Source organism: Streptomyces sp. NBC_01429, assembly GCF_036231945.1.
Taxonomy (GTDB): Bacteria; Actinomycetota; Actinomycetes; order Streptomycetales; family Streptomycetaceae; genus Streptomyces.
The window spans coordinates 6,724,215-6,742,278 of record NZ_CP109599.1 but is presented as its reverse complement, the minus strand read 5'-3'; the positions used below and the strand labels follow the sequence as shown (position 1 = coordinate 6,742,278).

Sequence of the window (18,064 nt, the reverse complement as noted above, 5' to 3'; positions counted from 1 at the left end):
TGGACAGGATCCCGGTCATCCTTCCTCCGGCCGGACCGCTCGAACGCTCCCGCCCGACCGCCCGAACGCTCCCGCCGGAGCGCTCGTACGGCCTCGCCGGACCCCTCACGCGCCGCCGACCGCCGCCCTCACCTCGTCCGCGAGACGCTCCGCGGCCCCCCGCAGCGCTCCGGCGTCGGGACCGTGGCGCAGCACGCCCCGGCTGACGCTCGGCACCACCTGGCCGACCGAGGCGCCGAAGACGCCCGGCAGATCGGCGGGGGTCGCGCCCTGCGCGCCGATGCCGGGGGCGAGCAGCGGCCCGTTGACGGCGAGATCCACCCCGGCGTCGCCGAGTGTCGCGCCCACGACCGCGCCGACCGAGCCCAGCGGCTCGGCGCCCGCGTTCTCCGCCGCGATGTGACCGAGCATCAGCCCGGCGAGGGACCGGCCGTCGGCGGCGGTGGCGCGCTGCACCTCGGCGCCCTCCGGATTGGACGTCAGGGCGAGGACGAAGACGCCGCAGCCGGCCGCCCGCGCCGCGTCCAGCGCCGGGCGCAGGGATCCGAAGCCGAGGTACGGCGAGAGCGTCACCGCGTCCGAGAAGAGCGGCGAGGCGGGGTCGAGGTAGGTCGCCGCGTACGCGCCCATGGTCGAGCCGATGTCACCGCGCTTGGCGTCCATCAGGACCAGCGCCCCGGCCGAGCGCGCCTCGGCGACGGCCTTCTCCAGGACGGCGATGCCGCGCGACCCGAAGCGTTCGAAGAAGGCGGACTGCGGCTTGAGCACGGCCACCTGGCCCGCCAGCGCGTCCACCACCGTACGGGTGAAGCGCTCCAGGCCCGCGATGTCGTCGTTCAGGCCCCAGTCCGTGAGCAGCGAGCCGTGCGGGTCGATGCCGACGCAGAGCGGCCCGCGGGTGCCCATCGCGTGGCGCAGCCGGGTGCCGAAGGGAGCCAGGGCGGTCATGCGGTCACCTTCCGGGTGTCGGCGCCGACGGCCTCGGCGAGGGTGGCGTACGGGGAGAGCGCGAGCCGCGCCGCGAGCCCCTTGTGGATCGCGCGGCTCCAGAACGGGCCTCGGTAGATGAAGGCGCTGTAGCCCTGCACCAGCGTGGCACCCGCCAGCACGCGCTGCCAGGCGTCCTCGGCGTCCTCGACGCCGCCGACGCCCACCAGGGTGACGCGGTCGCCCACGCGCGCGTAGAGCCGCCTGAGCACCTCCAGGGAGCGCGCCTTCAGCGGCGCGCCCGAGAGCCCGCCCGTCTCGGCGGTGAGCGCCGGGTCCGAGGCCAGGCCCAGGGTGTCGCGGGCGATGGTGGTGTTGGTGGCGATGATGCCGTCCAGGCCGAGTTCCACGGCGAGGTCGGCGACCGCGTCGATGTCCTCGTCCGCCAGGTCGGGCGCGATCTTGACGAGGAGGGGGACGCGCCGGTCGGTGACGGTGCGGTCGGCCGCCTCCCGTACGGCGGTGAGCAGCGGGCGCAGCTGGTCGACGGCCTGGAGGCTGCGCAGGCCCGGGGTGTTGGGCGAGCTGACGTTGACCACGAGGTAGTCGGCGTGGTGGGCCAGCCGCTCGGTCGACCGCACGTAGTCGGCGGTCGCCTCGCTCTCCGGGACGGCCTTGGTCTTGCCGATGTTGACGCCGACGGTGGTGCGGAAGACGGCTCTGCGGGCCGCCAGCCTGGCCGCCACGGCGGCCGAGCCCTCGTTGTTGAAGCCCATCCGGTTGATCAGCGCACGGTCGGGCACGAGCCGGAAGAGCCGCTTCGGGGGGTTGCCGGGCTGCGGCTCGCCGGTGACCGTGCCGATCTCGATGTGGTCGAAGCCGAGCATCGCCATGCCGTCCACGGCCACGGCGTTCTTGTCGAAGCCGGCGGCGAGCCCGAACGGGCCGTGCATCCGCAGCCCGAACGCCTCGGTGCGCAGCTCCTCGAAGCGGGGGGCGAGGGCGGCGGCGACGAAGGTGCGCAGGACGGGGACGCGGGCGGCCAGCCGGATCCACCGGAAGGCCAGGTGGTGGGCGCGCTCGGGGTCCATCCGGCGGAAGACCAGCTGGAAGAAGATCTTGTACATGTGGGTGGGGTGTCCTCTGAGACCTCATGAGGAGGGGGACACCGGTTCCGGTGTCCCCCTCCTCCGCTGGCTGATCAGTCCTGGCGTGCCGCGATCAGGTGCTGGGCGTGTTCCTGGAGGGAACGGACGCCCACCTCACCGTGTTTGAGGGCGTCGATGCCCTGGACGGCGGCGGCCAGCGCCTGCACCGTCGTGAGGCACGGGACGCCGCGCGCCACGGCCGCCGTGCGGATGTCGTAGCCGTCGAGCCGGCCGCCGGTGCCGTACGGCGTGTTGACGATGAGGTCGACGCCGCCCTCGTGGATCAGCTGGACGATGGTCTTCTCGCCGTTGGGGCCCTCGCCCTCGAACTGCTTGCGCACGACGGTCGCCTTGATGCCGTTGCGCTTGAGGACCTCGGCGGTGCCGGAGGTGGCGAGCAGCTCGAAGCCGTGGGCGACCAGCTCGCGCGCCGGGAAGATCATCGAGCGCTTGTCGCGGTTGGCGACGGAGATAAAGGCGCGGCCCTTGACGGGCAGCGGCCCGTACGCCCCGGCCTGCGACTTGGCGTACGCGGTGCCGAAGGCGGAGTCGATGCCCATGACCTCGCCGGTGGAGCGCATCTCCGGGCCGAGGACGGTGTCCACGCCGCGGCCGTGGATGTCACGGAAGCGCGACCACGGCATCACGGCCTCCTTGACGGAGATCGGCGCGTCGAGCGGCAGCGTGCCGCCGTCGCCCTGGGCCGGGAGCAGGCCCTCGGCGCGCAGCTCGGCGACGGTCGCGCCGAGCGAGATGCGGGCGGCGGCCTTGGCGAGCGGTACGGCGGTCGCCTTCGAGGTGAAGGGGACCGTACGGGAGGCGCGCGGGTTGGCCTCCAGCACGTACAGGATGTCGCCGGCCATCGCGAACTGGATGTTGATCAGTCCGCGTACGCCGACGCCGCGCGCGATGGCCTCGGTGGAGGCGCGCAGCCGCTTGATGTCGTGTCCGCCGAGCGTGATGGGCGGCAGGGCGCAGGCCGAGTCGCCGGAGTGGATGCCGGCCTCCTCGATGTGCTCCATGACGCCGCCGAGGTACAGCTCGGTGCCGTCGTAGAGGGCGTCCACGTCGATCTCGATGGCGTCGTCGAGGAAACGGTCCACCAGGACGGGCCGGGAGGGGCTGATCTCGGTGGACTCCGCGATGTACGAGGAGAGCCGCGTCTCGTCGTACACGATCTCCATGCCGCGTCCGCCGAGGACGTAGGAGGGCCGTACGAGGACGGGGTAGCCGATCTCGTCGGCGATGGCCTTGGCCTCGCCGAAGGTGGTGGCGGTGCCGTGCTTGGGCGCGGGCAGTCCGGCCTCGGCGAGGACCCGGCCGAAGGCGCCCCGGTCCTCGGCGGCGTGGATCGCCTCGGGGGGCGTGCCGACGACGGGTACGCCGTTGTCCTTGAGCGCCTGCGCGAGGCCCAGCGGGGTCTGGCCGCCGAGCTGGACGATGACGCCGGCGACCGGCCCGGCCAGCGTCTCGGCGTGCACGATCTCCAGGACGTCCTCCAGGGTGAGCGGCTCGAAGTAGAGCCGGTCGGAGGTGTCGTAGTCGGTGGAGACGGTCTCCGGGTTGCAGTTGACCATCACGGTCTCGTAGCCCGCGTCGCTCAGCGCGAAGGAGGCGTGGACGCAGGAGTAGTCGAACTCGATGCCCTGGCCGATCCGGTTGGGTCCGGAGCCGAGGATGATCACGGCGGGCTTCTCGCGCGGCGCGACCTCGCTCTCCTCGTCGTACGAGGAGTAGAAGTACGGGGTCCTGGCGGCGAACTCGGCGGCGCAGGTGTCCACCGTCTTGTAGACGGGACGGATGCCCAGCGCGTGCCTGACCTCCCGTACGACGTCCTCGCGCAGCCCGCGGATCCCGGCGATCTGGGCGTCGGAGAAGCCGTGTCGCTTGGCCTCGGCGAGCAGCTCGGGGTCGAGCTTCGGGGCGGCGGCCAGCTCGTCCGCGTACTCCTTGATCAGGAACAGCTGGTCGACGAACCACGGGTCGATCTTCGTGGCGTCGAAGACCTCCTCGGGGGTGGCTCCGGCGTGGATCGCCCGCATGACCGTGTTGATCCGGCCGTCCGTGGGGACCTTGGCGGTCTCCAGCAGCGTGGCCCGGTCGCCCGGGGCTCCGGTGAAGTCGAACTGGCTGCCGGCCTTCTCCAGGGAGCGCAGCGCCTTCTGGAGCGCCTCGGTGAAGTTGCGGCCGATGGCCATGGCCTCGCCGACCGACTTCATGGTGGTGGTGAGGCTGGCGTCGGCGGCCGGGAACTTCTCGAAGGCGAAGCGCGGCACCTTGACGACGACGTAGTCGAGGGTGGGCTCGAAGGACGCCGGGGTCTTCTCGGTGATGTCGTTGGGGATCTCGTCCAGCGTGTAGCCGATGGCGAGCCGGGCGGCGATCTTGGCGATCGGGAAGCCGGTGGCCTTGGAGGCGAGCGCGGAGGAGCGCGAGACGCGCGGGTTCATCTCGATGACGATGACCCGGCCGTCGTCGGGGTCGATCGCGAACTGGATGTTGCAGCCGCCGGTGTCCACGCCGACCTCGCGGATGACGGCGATGCCGACGTCCCGCAGGATCTGGTACTCGCGGTCGGTGAGCGTCATCGCGGGGGCGACGGTGATGGAGTCGCCGGTGTGCACGCCCATCGGGTCGAAGTTCTCGATGGAGCAGACGACCACGACGTTGTCGTGCTTGTCGCGCATCAGCTCCAGCTCGTACTCCTTCCAGCCGAGGATGGACTCCTCCAGGAGCACCTCGGTGGTCGGGGAGAGCATCAGGCCCTGTCCGGCGATCCGGCGCAGGTCCTCCTCGTTGTGCGCGAAGCCGGAGCCCGCGCCGCCCATGGTGAAGGAGGGGCGGACGACGACGGGGTAGCCGCCGAGCGTCTCGACGCCGCCGATGACGTCGTCCATGGTGTGGCAGATGACCGAGCGCGCGGACTCGCCGTGGCCGATCTTCTCCTTGACGGCGGTGACGACATCCTTGAAGAGGTCGCGGTCCTCGCCCTTGTTGATCGCCTCGACGTTGGCGCCGATCAGCTCGACGCCGTACTTGTCGAGCGTGCCCGCGTCGTGCAGCGAGATCGCGGTGTTGAGCGCGGTCTGGCCGCCGAGGGTGGGCAGCAGCGCGTCGGGGCGCTCCTTGGCGATGATCTTCTCGACGAACTCGGGGGTGATCGGCTCGACGTAGGTGGCGTCGGCGATCTCCGGGTCCGTCATGATCGTGGCGGGGTTGGAGTTGACCAGGATGACGCGCAGACCCTCGGACTTGAGGACGCGGCACGCCTGGGTACCGGAGTAGTCGAATTCAGCGGCCTGGCCGATGACGATCGGTCCTGAACCGATGACCAGGACGGACTGGATATCGGTGCGCTTAGGCACGCTGGCCCTCCATGAGCTGTACGAAGCGGTCGAACAGGTACGCGGCGTCGTGCGGACCCGCGGCTGCCTCGGGGTGGTACTGGACGCTGAAGACGGGCCGGTCGAGCAGCCTGAGCCCCTCCACGACGTTGTCGTTGAGGCAGACGTGGGAGACCTCGGCGCGGCCGTAGGGGGTGTCGGAGACCCGGTCGAGCGGCGCGTCGACGGCGAAGCCGTGGTTGTGCGCGGTGACCTCGACCTTGCCGGTCGTCCGGTCCTGGACGGGCTGGTTGATGCCGCGGTGGCCGTACTTCAGCTTGTACGTGCCGAAGCCGAGCGCGCGGCCGAGCAGCTGGTTGCCGAAGCAGATCCCGAAGAGCGGCGTACCGCGCTCCAGCACGCCCTTGACGACGGTGAGGTCGGCGGTGGCGGGGTCGCCGGGGCCGTTGGAGAGGAAGACGCCGTCGGGCGCGGTGGCGTACACCTCGTCCAGCGTGGCGGTGGCGGGCAGGACGTGCACCTCGATGCCGCGCTCGGCCATCCGGTGCGGGGTCATGCCCTTGATGCCGAGGTCGAGCGCGGCGACGGTGAAGCGCTTCTCGCCGATCGCGGGGACGACGTACGTCTCGGCGGCGGAGACCTCGGCGGAGAGGTCGGCGCCGGTCATCTCGGGGGCCCGCCGGACGCGGGCGAGCAGCGTCGCCCCGTCCGCCAGGGACGGACCGGAGAAGATCCCGACGCGCATCGCGCCGCGCTCGCGCAGATGGCGGGTGAGGGCGCGGGTGTCGATGCCGCTGATGCCGACGACGCCCTGGGCGACCAGCTCGTCGTCGAGGGAGCGGCGCGAGCGCCAGTTGGACGGGGTGCGCGCGGGGTCGCGTACGACGTAGCCGGAGACCCAGATGCGCCGGGACTCGGCGTCCTCGTCGTTGACGCCGGTGTTGCCGATGTGCGGGGCGGTCATCACGACGACCTGCCGGTGGTACGACGGGTCGGTCAGGGTCTCCTGGTAGCCGGTCATGCCGGTGGAGAACACCGCCTCTCCGAAGGTCTCCCCCACGGCCCCGTAGGCACGGCCGCTGAAGCTGCGGCCGTCCTCCAGGACGAGTACGGCGGGAGACACCTTGTCGCGGGCGGTTCCCGGGGTGGAGGTGGTCATCGTGCGGGGCCTTCCGTCGTGATCAGGTGGGTCAGGGAGTTGATGGCTTCGACCCAGGCGGCGTGTTCGGCCGACCGGTCGGAGCGGAAGCCGGAGTCGATCAGCGTGTCGCCGAGCTGCCAGGTGACGATCAGCAGACCGCCCTCGGCGAGCACCTTGCCGGCGATGCCCTTGTCGAGCCTGGCCTCGCGCAGCCGCTCCACGGGGATGAAGAAGTCGTTCGCCCCGGGCCGTACGACGTCCAGGCCGGCGTCCGTGAGCGTCAGCTCGACGCGGCTGCGGGAGCCGAGGCCGTGGGCGACGATCCGGTCGAGCCACTGTCCGGCGGTCGTGGAGCCGTGGTAGCGGCCCTCCGTACGGAGGCGGGCCTCGCCCGGCTGTTCCGGCATTTCAGTCAGCGGCGGCTTGCCGTCTCCGTTGAGGGTGGTGGTGGGCGACGGGCGGGTGGGCAGCTCGGGCAGATCGGACTGGAGACTGCCGCGCCACTTCCAGCCCTGGCGCATCAGCCAGTAGACGAGCGCGATGAAGAGCAGCAGACCGACCACCCAGCCGATGCGGGCGGCCCAGTCGGTCACGTCCGCCGATTTCCGCTCGGCGGCCAGGGGGAGGAGGAGCTTCGCACTGCTCACGCTTGTCATGCCTGTCACGCCAGCTTCCCGTCGACGACCGTGGCGCGGCCCCGGAGGAAGGTGTGGGTCACGCGTCCCGGCAGCTCTCGGCCCTCGTAGGGGGTGTTACGGCTGCGGGAGGCGAAGCCCGCGGGGTCCACCGCTCCACGGTATGCCGGATCGACCAGGGTCAGGTTGGCGGGCTCGCCTGCCGAGACGGGACGGCCGTGTCCTTCGAGACGGCCGATGCGCGCTGGGCGCAGCGACATCCGGTCGGCCACCCCGGCCCAGTCGAGCAGTCCGGTCTCGACCATCGTCTCCTGGACCACCGACAGGGCGGTCTCCAGCCCCACCATGCCCATGGCGGCGGCGGCCCACTCGCAGTCCTTGTCCTCGTGCGGGTGCGGGGCGTGGTCGGTGGCGACGCAGTCGATCGTGCCGTCAGCGAGGGCGGCGCGCAGGGCGAGGACGTCGGCCTCGGTGCGCAGGGGCGGGTTCACCTTGTAGACGGGGTTGTACGACCGTACGAGTTCATCGGTGAGCAGCAGGTGGTGCGGGGTGACCTCGGCGGTGACGTTCCACCCCTTGGACTTGGCCCAGCGCACCAGCTCGACCGAGCCGGCGGTGGAGAGGTGGCAGATGTGCACCCGGGACCCGACGTGCGCGGCGAGCAGGACGTCGCGGGCGATGATCGATTCCTCGGCCACCGCGGGCCAGCCGCCGAGGCCCAGCTCGGCGGAGACGACGCCCTCGTTCATCTGGGCGCCCTCGGTGAGCCGGGGCTCCTGGGCGTGCTGGGCGATGACGCCGTCGAACGCCTTGACGTACTCCAGCGCCCTGCGCATGATCACCGCGTCGTCCACGCACTTGCCGTCGTCGGAGAAGACCCGGACGTTGGCGGCGGAGTCGTGCATGGCGCCCAGCTCGGCGAGGTGCTTGCCCTCCAGGCCGACGGTGACGGCGCCGACCGGCTGCACGTCGCAGTAGCCGGACTCCCGGCCCAGCCGCCAGACCTGCTCGACGACCCCGGCGGTGTCCGCGACGGGGAAGGTGTTGGCCATGGCGTGGACGGCGGTGAAGCCGCCCACGGCGGCGGCCTTCGTGCCGGTGAGCACGGTCTCGGAGTCCTCGCGGCCGGGCTCGCGCAGATGGGTGTGCAGATCGACCAGACCGGGCAGCAGGATCTGCCCCGCGGCCTCCACGACGGTGGCGCCGGCGGCGTCCAGCCCCGTGCCCACGGCCTCGATGGTCTCGCCGTCGATCAGGACGTCGCGCGCCTCGCCGCCGAGGATCTTCGCGCCCCGGATCAGGATCTTGCTCATGGTTACTTGGTCTCCTCGGACGACGGGCGGGAAGTGGTGACGGCGGGCTCGTTGCCGCCCAGCAGCAGATAGAGCACGGCCATCCGGATCGAGACTCCGTTGGCGACCTGCTCGACGGCGGTGCAGCGGTCGGAGTCCGCGACCTCGGCGGTGATCTCCATACCGCGGTTCATCGGCCCCGGGTGCATGACGATCGACGTGCCGGGCATCCGCCGCATGCGGTCGCCGTCCAGGCCGTAGCGGCGCGCGTACTCGCGCTCGGTCGGGAAGAACGCGGCGTTCATCCGTTCGCGCTGCACGCGCAGCATCATCACGGCGTCGGACGTGGGCAGCACCCGGTCCAGATCGTACGAGACCTCGCACGGCCAGTGCTCGACGCCGATGGGGACGAGGGTGGGCGGGGCGACCAGCGTGACCCGGGCGCCGAGCGTGTGCAGCAGCAGGACGTTGGAGCGGGCGACCCGGCTGTGCAGGATGTCGCCGACGATCGTGACGCGCCGTCCTTCGAGGTCGCGCCCGAGGCCCGCGTCCGCGCCGACCAGGCGGCGGCGCAGGGTGAAGGCGTCCAGCAGCGCCTGCGTGGGGTGTTCGTGGGTGCCGTCACCGGCGTTGACGACCGCGCCGTCGATCCAGCCGGAGGTGGCGAGCCGGTACGGGGCGCCCGAGGCGGGGTGGCGGATGACGACGGCGTCGGCGCCCATCGCCTCCAGGGTCAGCGCGGTGTCCTTGAGCGACTCGCCCTTGGAGACGGACGAGCCCTTCGCGGAGAAGTTGATCACGTCGGCCGACAGCCGCTTGGCCGCGGCCTCGAAGGAGATCCGGGTGCGGGTCGAGTCCTCGAAGAAGAGGTTCACGACGGTGCGGCCGCGCAGGGTCGGCAGCTTCTTGATGGGCCGGTCGGCGACCCGGGCCATCTCCTCGGCGGTGTCGAGGATCAGTACGGCCTCCTCGCGGCTGAGGTCGCCTGCGGAGATGAGATGGCCGGGCGTGCGGGGGCTTGCCCCTGGAAGACGCAGCATCTGGAGAGCGCTCCGGTTGTCTGGGGTGTGCGGGCGTGCGGGCGCGCGGACCCGTCCGTGGCAGGACGGCGCGCGGACGCGTCCGTACGGGACGGAGGCGTACGGGGACGGTGGGGCGCGCGCTACTGCTCGCCGGAGCCGGCGGGCGGCTTGAGGCCGAGCAGCACGGTGTCCCGGCCGTCCTCCTCGGCGAGCTGGACGCGCACCGTCTCCCGCAGTGACGTGGGGAGGTTCTTGCCGACGTAGTCCGCGCGGATCGGCAGCTCGCGGTGGCCCCGGTCGACCAGGACGGCCAGCTGGACGGCCCGGGGGCGCCCGATGTCGCCGAGGGCGTCGAGCGCGGCGCGGATCGTGCGGCCGGAGAAGAGGACGTCGTCCACGAGGACGACGAGTTGGCCGTCGACACCGTCGCCCGGGATGTCGGTGCGGGCCAGCGTGCGGGCGGGCCGCAGCCGCAGGTCGTCGCGGTACATGGTGATGTCGAGGGAGCCGACCGGGATGGAGCGGCCGGTGATCTCAGCGAGCTTTTCGGCCAGTCGCCGGGCCAGGAAGACGCCTCGGGTCGGAATGCCGAGGAGCATCACGTCGTCGGCGCCCTTGGCGCGTTCGACGATCTCGTGGGCGATACGGGTCAGCACCCGGGCGATGTCGGGGGCTTCCAGGACGGCGCGGGCGCCGCTCTCACTGGTGGGGCTGGTGTCCATACGAAACGGACCTCCTTCTCCGCCTCACGGGACGGATCTTAAAGGACGTCGAAATTACGCCACCCAGGCTAGCAGGGCGTCCGTCCGCCACCCGGGCCCACCCCCGCTCCGACCCGGTCGGGGCGCGGTACGGAGCGCGGTACGGAGCCGGTGCCGACCTTGTCACTCCACTTTCGGCTTGACGCATCCAAGTAACGCTGCGTAACCTCACAGTGAGTTACCAACCACGCGGCGGAGCCGCACGATGTTCCAGCGTCCGGGGAGCTATATGTCCAGCGAATACGCAAAGCAGCTCGGGGCCAAACTCCGCGCCATCCGCACCCAGCAGGGCCTCTCGCTCCATGGCGTGGAGGAGAAGTCCCAGGGCCGCTGGAAGGCAGTGGTGGTCGGCTCGTACGAGCGCGGGGACCGTGCGGTCACGGTGCAGCGCCTCGCCGAGCTGGCGGATTTCTACGGGGTCCCGGTGCAGGAGCTCCTTCCCGGCACGACGCCCGGCGGAGCCGCTGAGCCGCCGCCGAAGCTCGTTCTCGACCTGGAGCGGCTGGCCCATGTCCCGCAGGAGAAGGCGGGCCCCCTCCAGCGCTACGCGGCGACGATCCAGAGCCAGCGCGGCGATTACAACGGCAAGGTCCTGTCGATCCGCCAGGACGATCTGCGCACCCTCGCCGTGATCTACGACCAGTCGCCCTCGGTCCTGACCGAGCAGCTCATCAGCTGGGGCGTCCTGGACGCGGACGCGCGTCGCGCGGTCGCCCACGACGAGGGCTGACCGGCAGAAACGTCACCTCCGGAGGGCGGCCCCGTACATCCATGTGTACGGGGCCGCCCTCCGGTGCGTCGTGGCGCTTCGGACGGCGGCCTAGGCGCGGCGCAGATTCTGCTTGAGGCCCTTGAAGCGGCCCAGCAGGCCGTTGACGAAGGCCGGGGACTCGTCGGTGGAGAACTCCTTGGCGAGCTGTACCGCCTCGTCGATCGCCACCGCGTCCGGCGTCCCGTCCTCCCACACCAGCTCGTAGGCGCCCAGCCGGACGATGTTCCGGTCGGCGACCGGCATCCGGTCGAGCGTCCAGTCCACGGCGTAGGTGGAGATCAGCTCGTCGATCCGGGCCGCGAACTCCGCGTACCCCTCGACCAGCTCCATCGTGTACTCGTTGACAGCGGGCTGTCGGTCGTCGCTCCGGGAGTGGCGCACCCAGTCCGCGAGGACCGTCTGCACGGATTCCCCGCGCTGGTCGGCCTCGAAGAGGATCTGGAAGGCCCGCTTGCGGGCGTTGCTCCGGGCAGCCACGGTTAGCTGTTCACCCGGCCGAGGTAATCGCCCGAGCGGGTGTCGACCTTGATCTTCTCGCCGGTGGTGATGAAGAGCGGAACACCGATCTCGTAACCGGTCTCCAGCGTCGCCGGCTTGGTGCCACCGGTGGAGCGGTCGCCCTGGACCCCCGGGTCGGTGTGCTGGATGACCAGCTCGACGGCGGCGGGCAGCTCGACGTAGAGCACCTCGCCCTCGTGGGTGGCGACCGTGGCGGTGAAGCCCTCGATCAGGAAGTTCGCCGCGTCGCCGACCGACTTGCGGTCGATCATCAGCTGGTCGTACGTGTCCAGGTCCATGAAGACGAAGTACTCGCCGTCCATGTACGAGAACTGCATGTCGCGGCGGTCAACGGTGGCCACCTCGACCTTCACACCGGCGTTGAAGGTCTTGTCGACGACCTTGCCGGAGAGCACGTTCTTCAGCTTGGTGCGCACAAAGGCCGGGCCCTTACCGGGCTTGACGTGCTGGAACTCGACGACGGACCAGAGCTGGCCCCCGTCGAGCTTGAGCACCAGGCCGTTCTTGAGGTCGTTCGTGGAAGCCACGGTTGCGGAATCTCCTGGACTGAAGCTGGTGGACGACCGAGGCGACGCGCCAGGACATGTCCTAGAGCGCGAGCAGTTCCTTGGTCGTGATGGTGAGTAGCTCGGGTCCGCCGTCCGCCTCGGGGCGGACGACGAGCGTGTCATCGATCCGGACACCGCCCCGGCCCGGGAGGTGGACCCCCGGTCCGACGGTGACCGGCACACAAGCGTCCAGTTTACCCATGGCGGCGGGGGCGAGCTGCGGGTCCTCCTCGATTTCCAGCCCGACCCCGTGTCCGGTACGGGGCGCGAGCCCCTCGCCGTACCCCGCCGCCTCCAGCGGCTGCCGGGTCGCGCGGTCCACGTCGCGGTAGCCCGTACCCGGCAAGAGCCCCTCCCGACCTGCGCGTTGTGCCGCGAAGACGAGTTCGTACAGCTCGATCTGCCAGTCGGCGGGAGAGGTCCCGATGACGAATGTACGGCCGATCAGACACCGGTATCCGCGGTAGTCGGCGCCCAGACCCACGAAGAGGAAATCACCTTCCTCGACCCGTCGGTCCGAAGGACGGTGCCCGGGACGGCCGGAGTGGGGTCCGGTGGCGACGCTGGTCGGGAACGCGGGGCCGTCGGCGCCGTGGTCGATGAGGCGCCGCTCCAGCTCCAGCGCCAGATGGCGCTCGGTGCGGCCCACCAGGATCGACTCCAGGAGTTCGCCCAGCGCCTGATCGGCGATCTCCGCCGCGATCCGCAGACAGGCGATCTCCCCCTCGTCCTTGACGATCCGCTGCTGTTCCACGGCGCCGGCCAGATCCGTGAGGGCGAGCCGGGGCGCGACCGAACCGATCGCCCGGTGCCGGGAGACGGTCAGATGATGCTCCTCGACGGCCAGCGACTCGGCGGCCGAGGCGACGAGCAGCCCGGCGGCGGCCACCGCGGGGTCCCCGGCGGCGGTGGGCAGCACGGAGATCCGCAGTCGTTCGTCGAGCCGCCCGTCTCCGTCGTCGTCGGCGGTCAGGGGGCAGAGCAGCGTGTCCTCGTCGGGCCCGAGCAGCAGCACGGCACCCGGCGGCGCCCCGCCCGCGAGATAGCGGACGTTGGCGGGGCGCGAGACCAGAGCCGCGGTACTGCCCGCCGCGGCATACCGGTCCCGCAGCCGCGCGCGGCGGGCCGCGTACACGTCTGACATGACCCGATCGTACGAGCGTTCCCGTCACCCGGCCGGTTCAGCGCGTCCGGACGGGCGAGAGCCCGTCGGCGGCCGGGGCACTACGCGCGGCGGGCCCCTGTCACCAACTGGGCGGGCTGGCCAGGGAGCGGGCCAGGACATCGTCCAGGACCCGGGCGGTGGTCTCCACGTCATAGCCGGAGTTGTCGATGATCGGCAGCCCCGAGCCGTACCAGCCCGCCATCCGGCCGTGGATCCCGGCCACCTCCTCGTCGGCGAGCCGCCGGTTGCCGCTGCGCTCGGCGTTGCGTTCCAGCACGATCTCCAGACCGGGGAGCAGGACGACGGGCAGCAGTCCTGGCCCTACATGGCGCTTCCAGCCGCCGAGGCCGACCACCGGGCGGTCCGGGAAGACGGCGTCGTCCAGGATGCAGGAGATGCCGTTGGCGAGGAAGTTGCGCGCGGCGAAGCCGCAGGTGCGGCGGGCCAGCCGGTACTGCGCCTCGGAGTGCTCGTTCCACCCGGTCTGCGGATCCGCGAATCCGGCGCAGACCCACTCGCGGACGTCGTCGAGGCTGATGTGCGCGGTGGGCACGCGACGGCTCTGCGCCCAGTGGCGCGCCACGGTCGTCTTGCCCGCGCCGGCCGGGCCGATCAGCAGGACGGCGAGGGTCGCCGTACCCGTGCCGGCCTCGGCCTGGGGCGGGGCGGGCAGCGGGACGGGCCCGCCGGGAGGCAGCCGGACATGGCCGGTGGCGTCCGGGGGCGGCCCGGACGGCGCCCCGGCAGGGGGGCCCGGCGGCGGCATGGGCGGCGCCTGCCTCGGCGGCGGCATGGGTGCCCCGGGCGCGGGAGCCGGGTGGTGCGGTCCGGACGCCGGATGGGCTCCGGTGGTCCACCCCGGGGCGGGCTGCGGGCCCGCGCCCGGCGGCGGGGCCTGAGGCCCCCACACGCCGGGTCCGGGTCCCTGGGGAGAAGGCAGCGGATCCCCGAGTGAATGCTGCATCCGGTGCCACTCCGTCTCGTGCGACTGACGCTGGTCGGCCGGCCACCGGCCCTCCGGTACGAGGGCCCGGGTCGGCGCGCTACCGAACGGTACCGCCCCCGGCCGCCACAGAGCCTGTCGGGTGACCTCTGACCGGGCGGCCACGCCCTGGCACGCGCGCTTCCGGCGTTGTCGTCGGTCGTCGACGCTCCGCGTCGATTCCCTCCTCCGCCTTGGAATCGCACGTACCAGACCGCATCCGCTACCCGGTCGAAGGTCACCCGACAGGCTCTCGGTGGGAACGGCGGGGGGCCGTTCGACGTGCCCCGCCGTCGCCCACCGCGCCCCGTCAGCCCGCCAGTTCCTCCGCGAGGGCACGCAGCGCGAGCCGGTACGAGCCGATGCCGAAGCCCGCGACCGTACCGCTGGCGACGGCCGCGACCACCGAGGTGTGCCGGAACTCCTCGCGCGCGTACGGGTTGGAGAGGTGCACCTCGATCAGCGGCGCGGTGCGCTGCGCCGCCGCGTCCCGCATCGCGTACGAATAGTGCGTGAAAGCGCCCGGGTTGAGCACGACCGGGAGCGCCGCGTCCGCCGCCTCGTGGAGCCAGCGGATCAGCTCGCCCTCGTCGTTCGTCTCGCGCACCTCCACATCGAGGCCCAGCTCCCCGCCGAGCGTCCGGCAGACGTCCACCAGGCCCTGGTACGAGGTCGATCCGTAGACGTCGGGCTCCCGGGAGCCCAGCCGCCCCAGATTGGGCCCGTTGAGGACGAGGACCCGACGGCTCACGCCGACACCTCCCCGTACGCGGCGAGCAGCACCGCCGGGTCGGGGCCCTCCAGCACGGTCGGCTTCGCCAGCCCGTCCAGCACGATGAAGCGCAGCAGGTCGCCGCGCGACTTCTTGTCGACCTTCATGGTCTCCAGCAGCTTGGGCCACTGGTCGCCCCGGTAGGTCAGCGGCAGCCCGACGGACTCCAGTACGGAGCGGTGCCGGTCGGCGGTCGCGTCGTCCAGCCGGCCCGCGAGACGGCCCAGTTCGGCGGCGAAGACCATGCCGACCGAGACGGCCGCGCCGTGCCGCCACTTGTAGCGCTCGTTCTTCTCGATGGCGTGCGCGAGGGTGTGGCCGTAGTTGAGGATCTCGCGGAGCCCGGACTCCTTCAGGTCGTTGGAGACGACCTCGGCCTTGACCCGGATCGAACGCTCGATCAGTTCGGCGGTGTGCGGCCCGGCGGGGGTACGGGCGGCCTCCGGGTCGGACTCGACCAGGGCGAGGATGGCCGGGTCGGCGATGAAGCCCGCCTTGATGATCTCGGCGAGCCCGCTGACGTAGTCGTGGACGCCCAGCGAGTCCAGCGCGGCGAGGTCGCACAGGACCCCGGCGGGCGGGTGGAAGGCGCCGACGAGGTTCTTGCCCTCGGCGGTGTTGATCCCGGTCTTGCCGCCGACCGCCGCGTCGACCATGGCGAGCACGGTCGTCGGTACGGCGATCCAGCGCACCCCGCGCAGCCAGGTGGCCGCGACGAAGCCGGCCAGGTCGGTGGTGGCGCCGCCGCCCACGCCGACGATCACATCGGTACGGGTGAAGCCGGTCTGCCCGAGCGCCTTCCAGCAGTAGGCGGCGACCTCGACGGTCTTGGCCTCCTCGGCGTTGGGCACCTGGATGGCGACGGCCTCGTACCCCTGGTCGGCGAGGTCCTGCCGCAGCGCCTCGCCGGTCCCGGCGAGCGCCTCGGGGTGCAGGACCGCGACGCGCTTGGCCCGGGGGCCGATCAGCGTGGGCAGCTCACCGAGCAGCTGCCGGCCGACCAGCACCTCGTACGGGTCGTGCCCCGCGGTGCCGCCGACCTGGATACGGGTGACTGTCTGGTCCGTCATACCTTGTTCTCCTTGCCCGGGGCGCCGGGGTCGCCGGGGGTGCCCGGGTCGTCGGACTGATCCGCTTCCTGCGTCGGCACCCGCTTCAGCTTCAGCGCGTCCAGCACCGCCTCCGCGACCTCTTCCGGGGTGCGGTCGTCCGTCGGGACGACCACCCGGGCCACGTCCGTGTAGTAGTGGCGGCGCGCCTCCATCAGCAGCTTCCACTGCTGGCGGGGGTTGACGGCCAGCAGCGGACGCGCGGTGTTCAGCCCGGAGCGCCTGACCGCCTCACCGACCTCCATCGTCAGATAGACGACGGGCAGCCCGGCGAGCAGCTCGCGCGTGCTCGTGTCGAGGACCGCGCCGCCGCCGAGCGCCAGCACACCGCTGTGCTCGGCCAGCGCGACCCGTACCGCTTCCCGCTCCAGCTCCCGGAAGTGGGTCTCGCCCTCGTCCACGAAGATGTCGGCGATCGGCCGCCCCTGGGCGGCGACGATGTCGGCGTCGCTGTCGCGGAAGGCCGTGCCGAGACGCGCGGAGAGCAGCTCGCCGACGGTGGACTTGCCGACCCCCATCGGGCCGACGAGCACGACGACCGGTGCGCTCATCGGATCTGGAGGTGGTCGAGGTACGAGCGGACGTTGCGGCTCGTCTCGGCGACGCTGTCGCCGCCGAACTTCTCCGCGACCGCGTCGGCCAGGGTCAGCGCGACCATGGCCTCGGCGACGATGCCGGCGGCCGGCACGGCGCACACGTCGGAGCGCTGGTGGTGCGCCTTGGTGGCCTCGCCGGTGGCGACGTCGACGGTGGCGAGCGCGCGCGGCACGGTCGCGATGGGCTTCATCGCGGCCCTGACGCGCAGCAGTTCACCGGTGGTCAGCCCGCCCTCGGTACCGCCGGAGCGGCCCGAGGAGCGCCTGATGCCCTCGTCGGTCGCGACGATCTCGTCGTGCGCCTGCGAGCCGGGCACCCGGGCGAGCCCGAAACCGTCACCGACCTCGACGCCCTTGATCGCCTGAATCCCCATGAGCGCGGCGGCCAGCCGCGCGTCCAGCCTGCGGTCCCAGTGGACGTGCGAGCCGAGCCCGACGGGCACGCCGTAGGCCAGGACCTCGACGACGCCGCCGAGCGTGTCGCCGTCCTTGTGGGCCTGGTCGATCTCGGCGACCATCGCCTCGCTCGCCTCGGTGTCCAGGCAGCGCACCGGGTCCGCGTCCAGCTTCGCCACATCGGCCGGGGTGGGGTACACCCCGTACGGGGCCTTGGCCGCGGCCAGCTCGACGACATGGGACACGATCTCGATCCCGGCCGTCTCCTTCAGGTACGAGCGCGCCACGGCGCCGAGCGCGACCCGCGCCGCGGTCTCCCGCGCGCTGGCCCGCTCCAGGACCGGCCTGGCCTCGTCGAAGCCGTACTTCTGCATCCCCGCGAGGTCGGCGTGGCCGGGCCTGGGGCGGGTCAGCGGCGCGTTGCGGGCCGAGTCGGCCAGCACGGCGGGGTCGACCGGATCGGCCGACATGACCTGCTCCCACTTGGGCCACTCGGTGTTGCCCACCATGATCGCGACGGGCGAGCCCATGGTCAGGCCGTGCCGTACGCCGCCGAGGAACGTGATCTCGTCCTGCTCGAATTTCATCCGCGCACCGCGGCCGTAACCGAGGCGCCGCCGGGCCAGGTGGTCCGCCACCATCTCCGTGGTGATGGGCACACCGGCGGGAAGACCCTCCAGCGTCGCCACGAGTGCGGGGCCGTGCGACTCCCCCGCGGTCAGCCAGCGCAACCTGCTCAACGGTGCTCCTCATACTCGCGCCTGGACTGCCAGTGCCTCCTGACAGGCTTTGCGCCGGGCAGTCGCCCGGCGCGGCTCTGGCGGCACGACCGGGTGCGCGGCCACGGCCCGCCGGGGCCGATTCTCCCACGTCGCCGCCTTCGAACGGGCATCCGTCCGGTGCGCGGACGACCGTCGGCCACCGGAGGGCGCCGG

At 72.0% G+C, this 18,064-nt stretch carries 17 protein-coding genes; 1 reads left to right on the top strand and 16 read right to left on the bottom strand.

The features are described from left to right. Nucleotides 1-105: 105 nt before the first annotated feature. From pyrF to pyrR, 8 genes are all read right to left on the bottom strand, one after another. Complete coding sequence (gene pyrF / locus OG627_RS29800) at nt 106-948, bottom strand: orotidine-5'-phosphate decarboxylase (protein ID WP_329070331.1); 843 nt, start codon at nt 946-948, stop codon at nt 106-108. Then, nucleotides 945-2,054 (bottom strand): quinone-dependent dihydroorotate dehydrogenase, encoded by a 1,110-nt coding sequence (locus tag OG627_RS29795; RefSeq protein WP_329070329.1) that lies wholly within the window; start codon nt 2,052-2,054, stop codon nt 945-947. Before OG627_RS29795 ends, pyrF begins: the two co-directional genes overlap by 4 nt. A gap of 74 nt (nt 2,055-2,128) precedes the next feature. Continuing rightward, the gene (gene carB / locus OG627_RS29790) at nt 2,129-5,440 is read right to left on the bottom strand and encodes a carbamoyl-phosphate synthase large subunit (RefSeq protein WP_329070327.1); all 3,312 of its coding nucleotides are present in this window, start codon (nt 5,438-5,440) and stop codon (nt 2,129-2,131) included. Continuing rightward, complete coding sequence (gene carA / locus OG627_RS29785) at nt 5,433-6,578, bottom strand: glutamine-hydrolyzing carbamoyl-phosphate synthase small subunit (RefSeq protein ID WP_329070325.1); 1,146 nt, start codon at nt 6,576-6,578, stop codon at nt 5,433-5,435. The genes carB and carA overlap by 8 nt, the downstream gene beginning before the upstream one ends. Next, the gene (locus tag OG627_RS29780; RefSeq protein WP_443073559.1) at nt 6,575-7,207 is read right to left on the bottom strand and encodes a PH-like domain-containing protein; all 633 of its coding nucleotides are present in this window, start codon (nt 7,205-7,207) and stop codon (nt 6,575-6,577) included. The genes carA and OG627_RS29780 overlap by 4 nt, the downstream gene beginning before the upstream one ends. Nucleotides 7,208-7,221: 14 nt before the next feature. Continuing rightward, a complete protein-coding gene (locus OG627_RS29775; RefSeq protein ID WP_329070322.1) occupies nt 7,222-8,508 on the bottom strand; it encodes a dihydroorotase in 1,287 nt (428 codons plus the stop codon). Between the two features lie 2 nt (nt 8,509-8,510). Next, nucleotides 8,511-9,527: an aspartate carbamoyltransferase catalytic subunit gene (locus OG627_RS29770; RefSeq protein WP_329070320.1), complete on the bottom strand. Its 1,017-nt coding sequence runs from the start codon at nt 9,525-9,527 to the stop codon at nt 8,511-8,513. Between the two features lie 122 nt (nt 9,528-9,649). Further along, nucleotides 9,650-10,231, bottom strand: a complete 582-nt coding sequence (gene pyrR, locus OG627_RS29765; protein WP_329070318.1) for a bifunctional pyr operon transcriptional regulator/uracil phosphoribosyltransferase PyrR — start codon at nt 10,229-10,231, stop codon at nt 9,650-9,652. 268 nt (nt 10,232-10,499) lie between these two features. On the opposite strand from pyrR, the gene bldD reads away from it, so the two are divergent. After that, nucleotides 10,500-11,000, top strand: a complete 501-nt coding sequence (gene bldD / locus OG627_RS29760; RefSeq protein WP_023542978.1) for a transcriptional regulator BldD — start codon at nt 10,500-10,502, stop codon at nt 10,998-11,000. Between the two features lie 90 nt (nt 11,001-11,090). Here bldD and nusB read toward each other — a convergent pair whose 3' ends face one another. From nusB to aroC, 8 genes are all read right to left on the bottom strand, one after another. Next, the gene (gene nusB / locus OG627_RS29755; RefSeq protein WP_329070317.1) at nt 11,091-11,519 is read right to left on the bottom strand and encodes a transcription antitermination factor NusB; all 429 of its coding nucleotides are present in this window, start codon (nt 11,517-11,519) and stop codon (nt 11,091-11,093) included. A gap of 2 nt (nt 11,520-11,521) precedes the next feature. Further along, a complete protein-coding gene (gene efp, locus OG627_RS29750) occupies nt 11,522-12,088 on the bottom strand; it encodes an elongation factor P (protein WP_329070315.1) in 567 nt (188 codons plus the stop codon). A gap of 61 nt (nt 12,089-12,149) precedes the next feature. Further along, entirely contained in the window at nt 12,150-13,253 is a 1,104-nt protein-coding gene (locus OG627_RS29745; RefSeq protein ID WP_329070313.1) for a M24 family metallopeptidase, read from the bottom strand. A gap of 100 nt (nt 13,254-13,353) precedes the next feature. Beyond that, the gene (locus tag OG627_RS29740; RefSeq protein ID WP_329070311.1) at nt 13,354-14,238 is read right to left on the bottom strand and encodes an AAA family ATPase; all 885 of its coding nucleotides are present in this window, start codon (nt 14,236-14,238) and stop codon (nt 13,354-13,356) included. A gap of 328 nt (nt 14,239-14,566) precedes the next feature. Beyond that, on the bottom strand, nt 14,567-15,007 hold the full coding sequence (gene aroQ / locus OG627_RS29735; protein WP_329070308.1) for a type II 3-dehydroquinate dehydratase: 441 nt from the start codon (nt 15,005-15,007) through the stop codon (nt 14,567-14,569). Then, complete coding sequence (gene aroB, locus OG627_RS29730) at nt 15,004-16,098, bottom strand: 3-dehydroquinate synthase (RefSeq protein ID WP_329070306.1); 1,095 nt, start codon at nt 16,096-16,098, stop codon at nt 15,004-15,006. The genes aroQ and aroB overlap by 4 nt, the downstream gene beginning before the upstream one ends. Next, the gene (locus tag OG627_RS29725) at nt 16,095-16,688 is read right to left on the bottom strand and encodes a shikimate kinase (protein WP_329070304.1); all 594 of its coding nucleotides are present in this window, start codon (nt 16,686-16,688) and stop codon (nt 16,095-16,097) included. The genes aroB and OG627_RS29725 overlap by 4 nt, the downstream gene beginning before the upstream one ends. Then, nucleotides 16,685-17,869: a chorismate synthase gene (aroC, locus tag OG627_RS29720; protein WP_329070302.1), complete on the bottom strand. Its 1,185-nt coding sequence runs from the start codon at nt 17,867-17,869 to the stop codon at nt 16,685-16,687. The genes OG627_RS29725 and aroC overlap by 4 nt, the downstream gene beginning before the upstream one ends. Between the last annotated feature and the right edge of the window lie 195 nt (nt 17,870-18,064).

Coding starts and splice junctions, on each gene's coding strand:
- carA (WP_329070325.1), bottom strand. CDS start 6,578: ATGACCACCTCCACCCCGGGAACCGCCCGCGACAAGGTGTCTCCCGCC.
- pyrF (WP_329070331.1), bottom strand. CDS start 948: ATGACCGCCCTGGCTCCCTTCGGCACCCGGCTGCGCCACGCGATGGGC.
- OG627_RS29740 (WP_329070311.1), bottom strand. CDS start 14,238: ATGCAGCATTCACTCGGGGATCCGCTGCCTTCTCCCCAGGGACCCGGA.
- bldD (WP_023542978.1), top strand. CDS start 10,500: ATGTCCAGCGAATACGCAAAGCAGCTCGGGGCCAAACTCCGCGCCATC.
- OG627_RS29745 (WP_329070313.1), bottom strand. CDS start 13,253: ATGTCAGACGTGTACGCGGCCCGCCGCGCGCGGCTGCGGGACCGGTAT.
- pyrR (WP_329070318.1), bottom strand. CDS start 10,231: ATGGACACCAGCCCCACCAGTGAGAGCGGCGCCCGCGCCGTCCTGGAA.
- OG627_RS29775 (WP_329070322.1), bottom strand. CDS start 8,508: ATGAGCAAGATCCTGATCCGGGGCGCGAAGATCCTCGGCGGCGAGGCG.
- OG627_RS29770 (WP_329070320.1), bottom strand. CDS start 9,527: ATGCTGCGTCTTCCAGGGGCAAGCCCCCGCACGCCCGGCCATCTCATC.
- OG627_RS29725 (WP_329070304.1), bottom strand. CDS start 16,688: ATGAGCGCACCGGTCGTCGTGCTCGTCGGCCCGATGGGGGTCGGCAAG.
- OG627_RS29795 (WP_329070329.1), bottom strand. CDS start 2,054: ATGTACAAGATCTTCTTCCAGCTGGTCTTCCGCCGGATGGACCCCGAG.
- aroB (WP_329070306.1), bottom strand. CDS start 16,098: ATGACGGACCAGACAGTCACCCGTATCCAGGTCGGCGGCACCGCGGGG.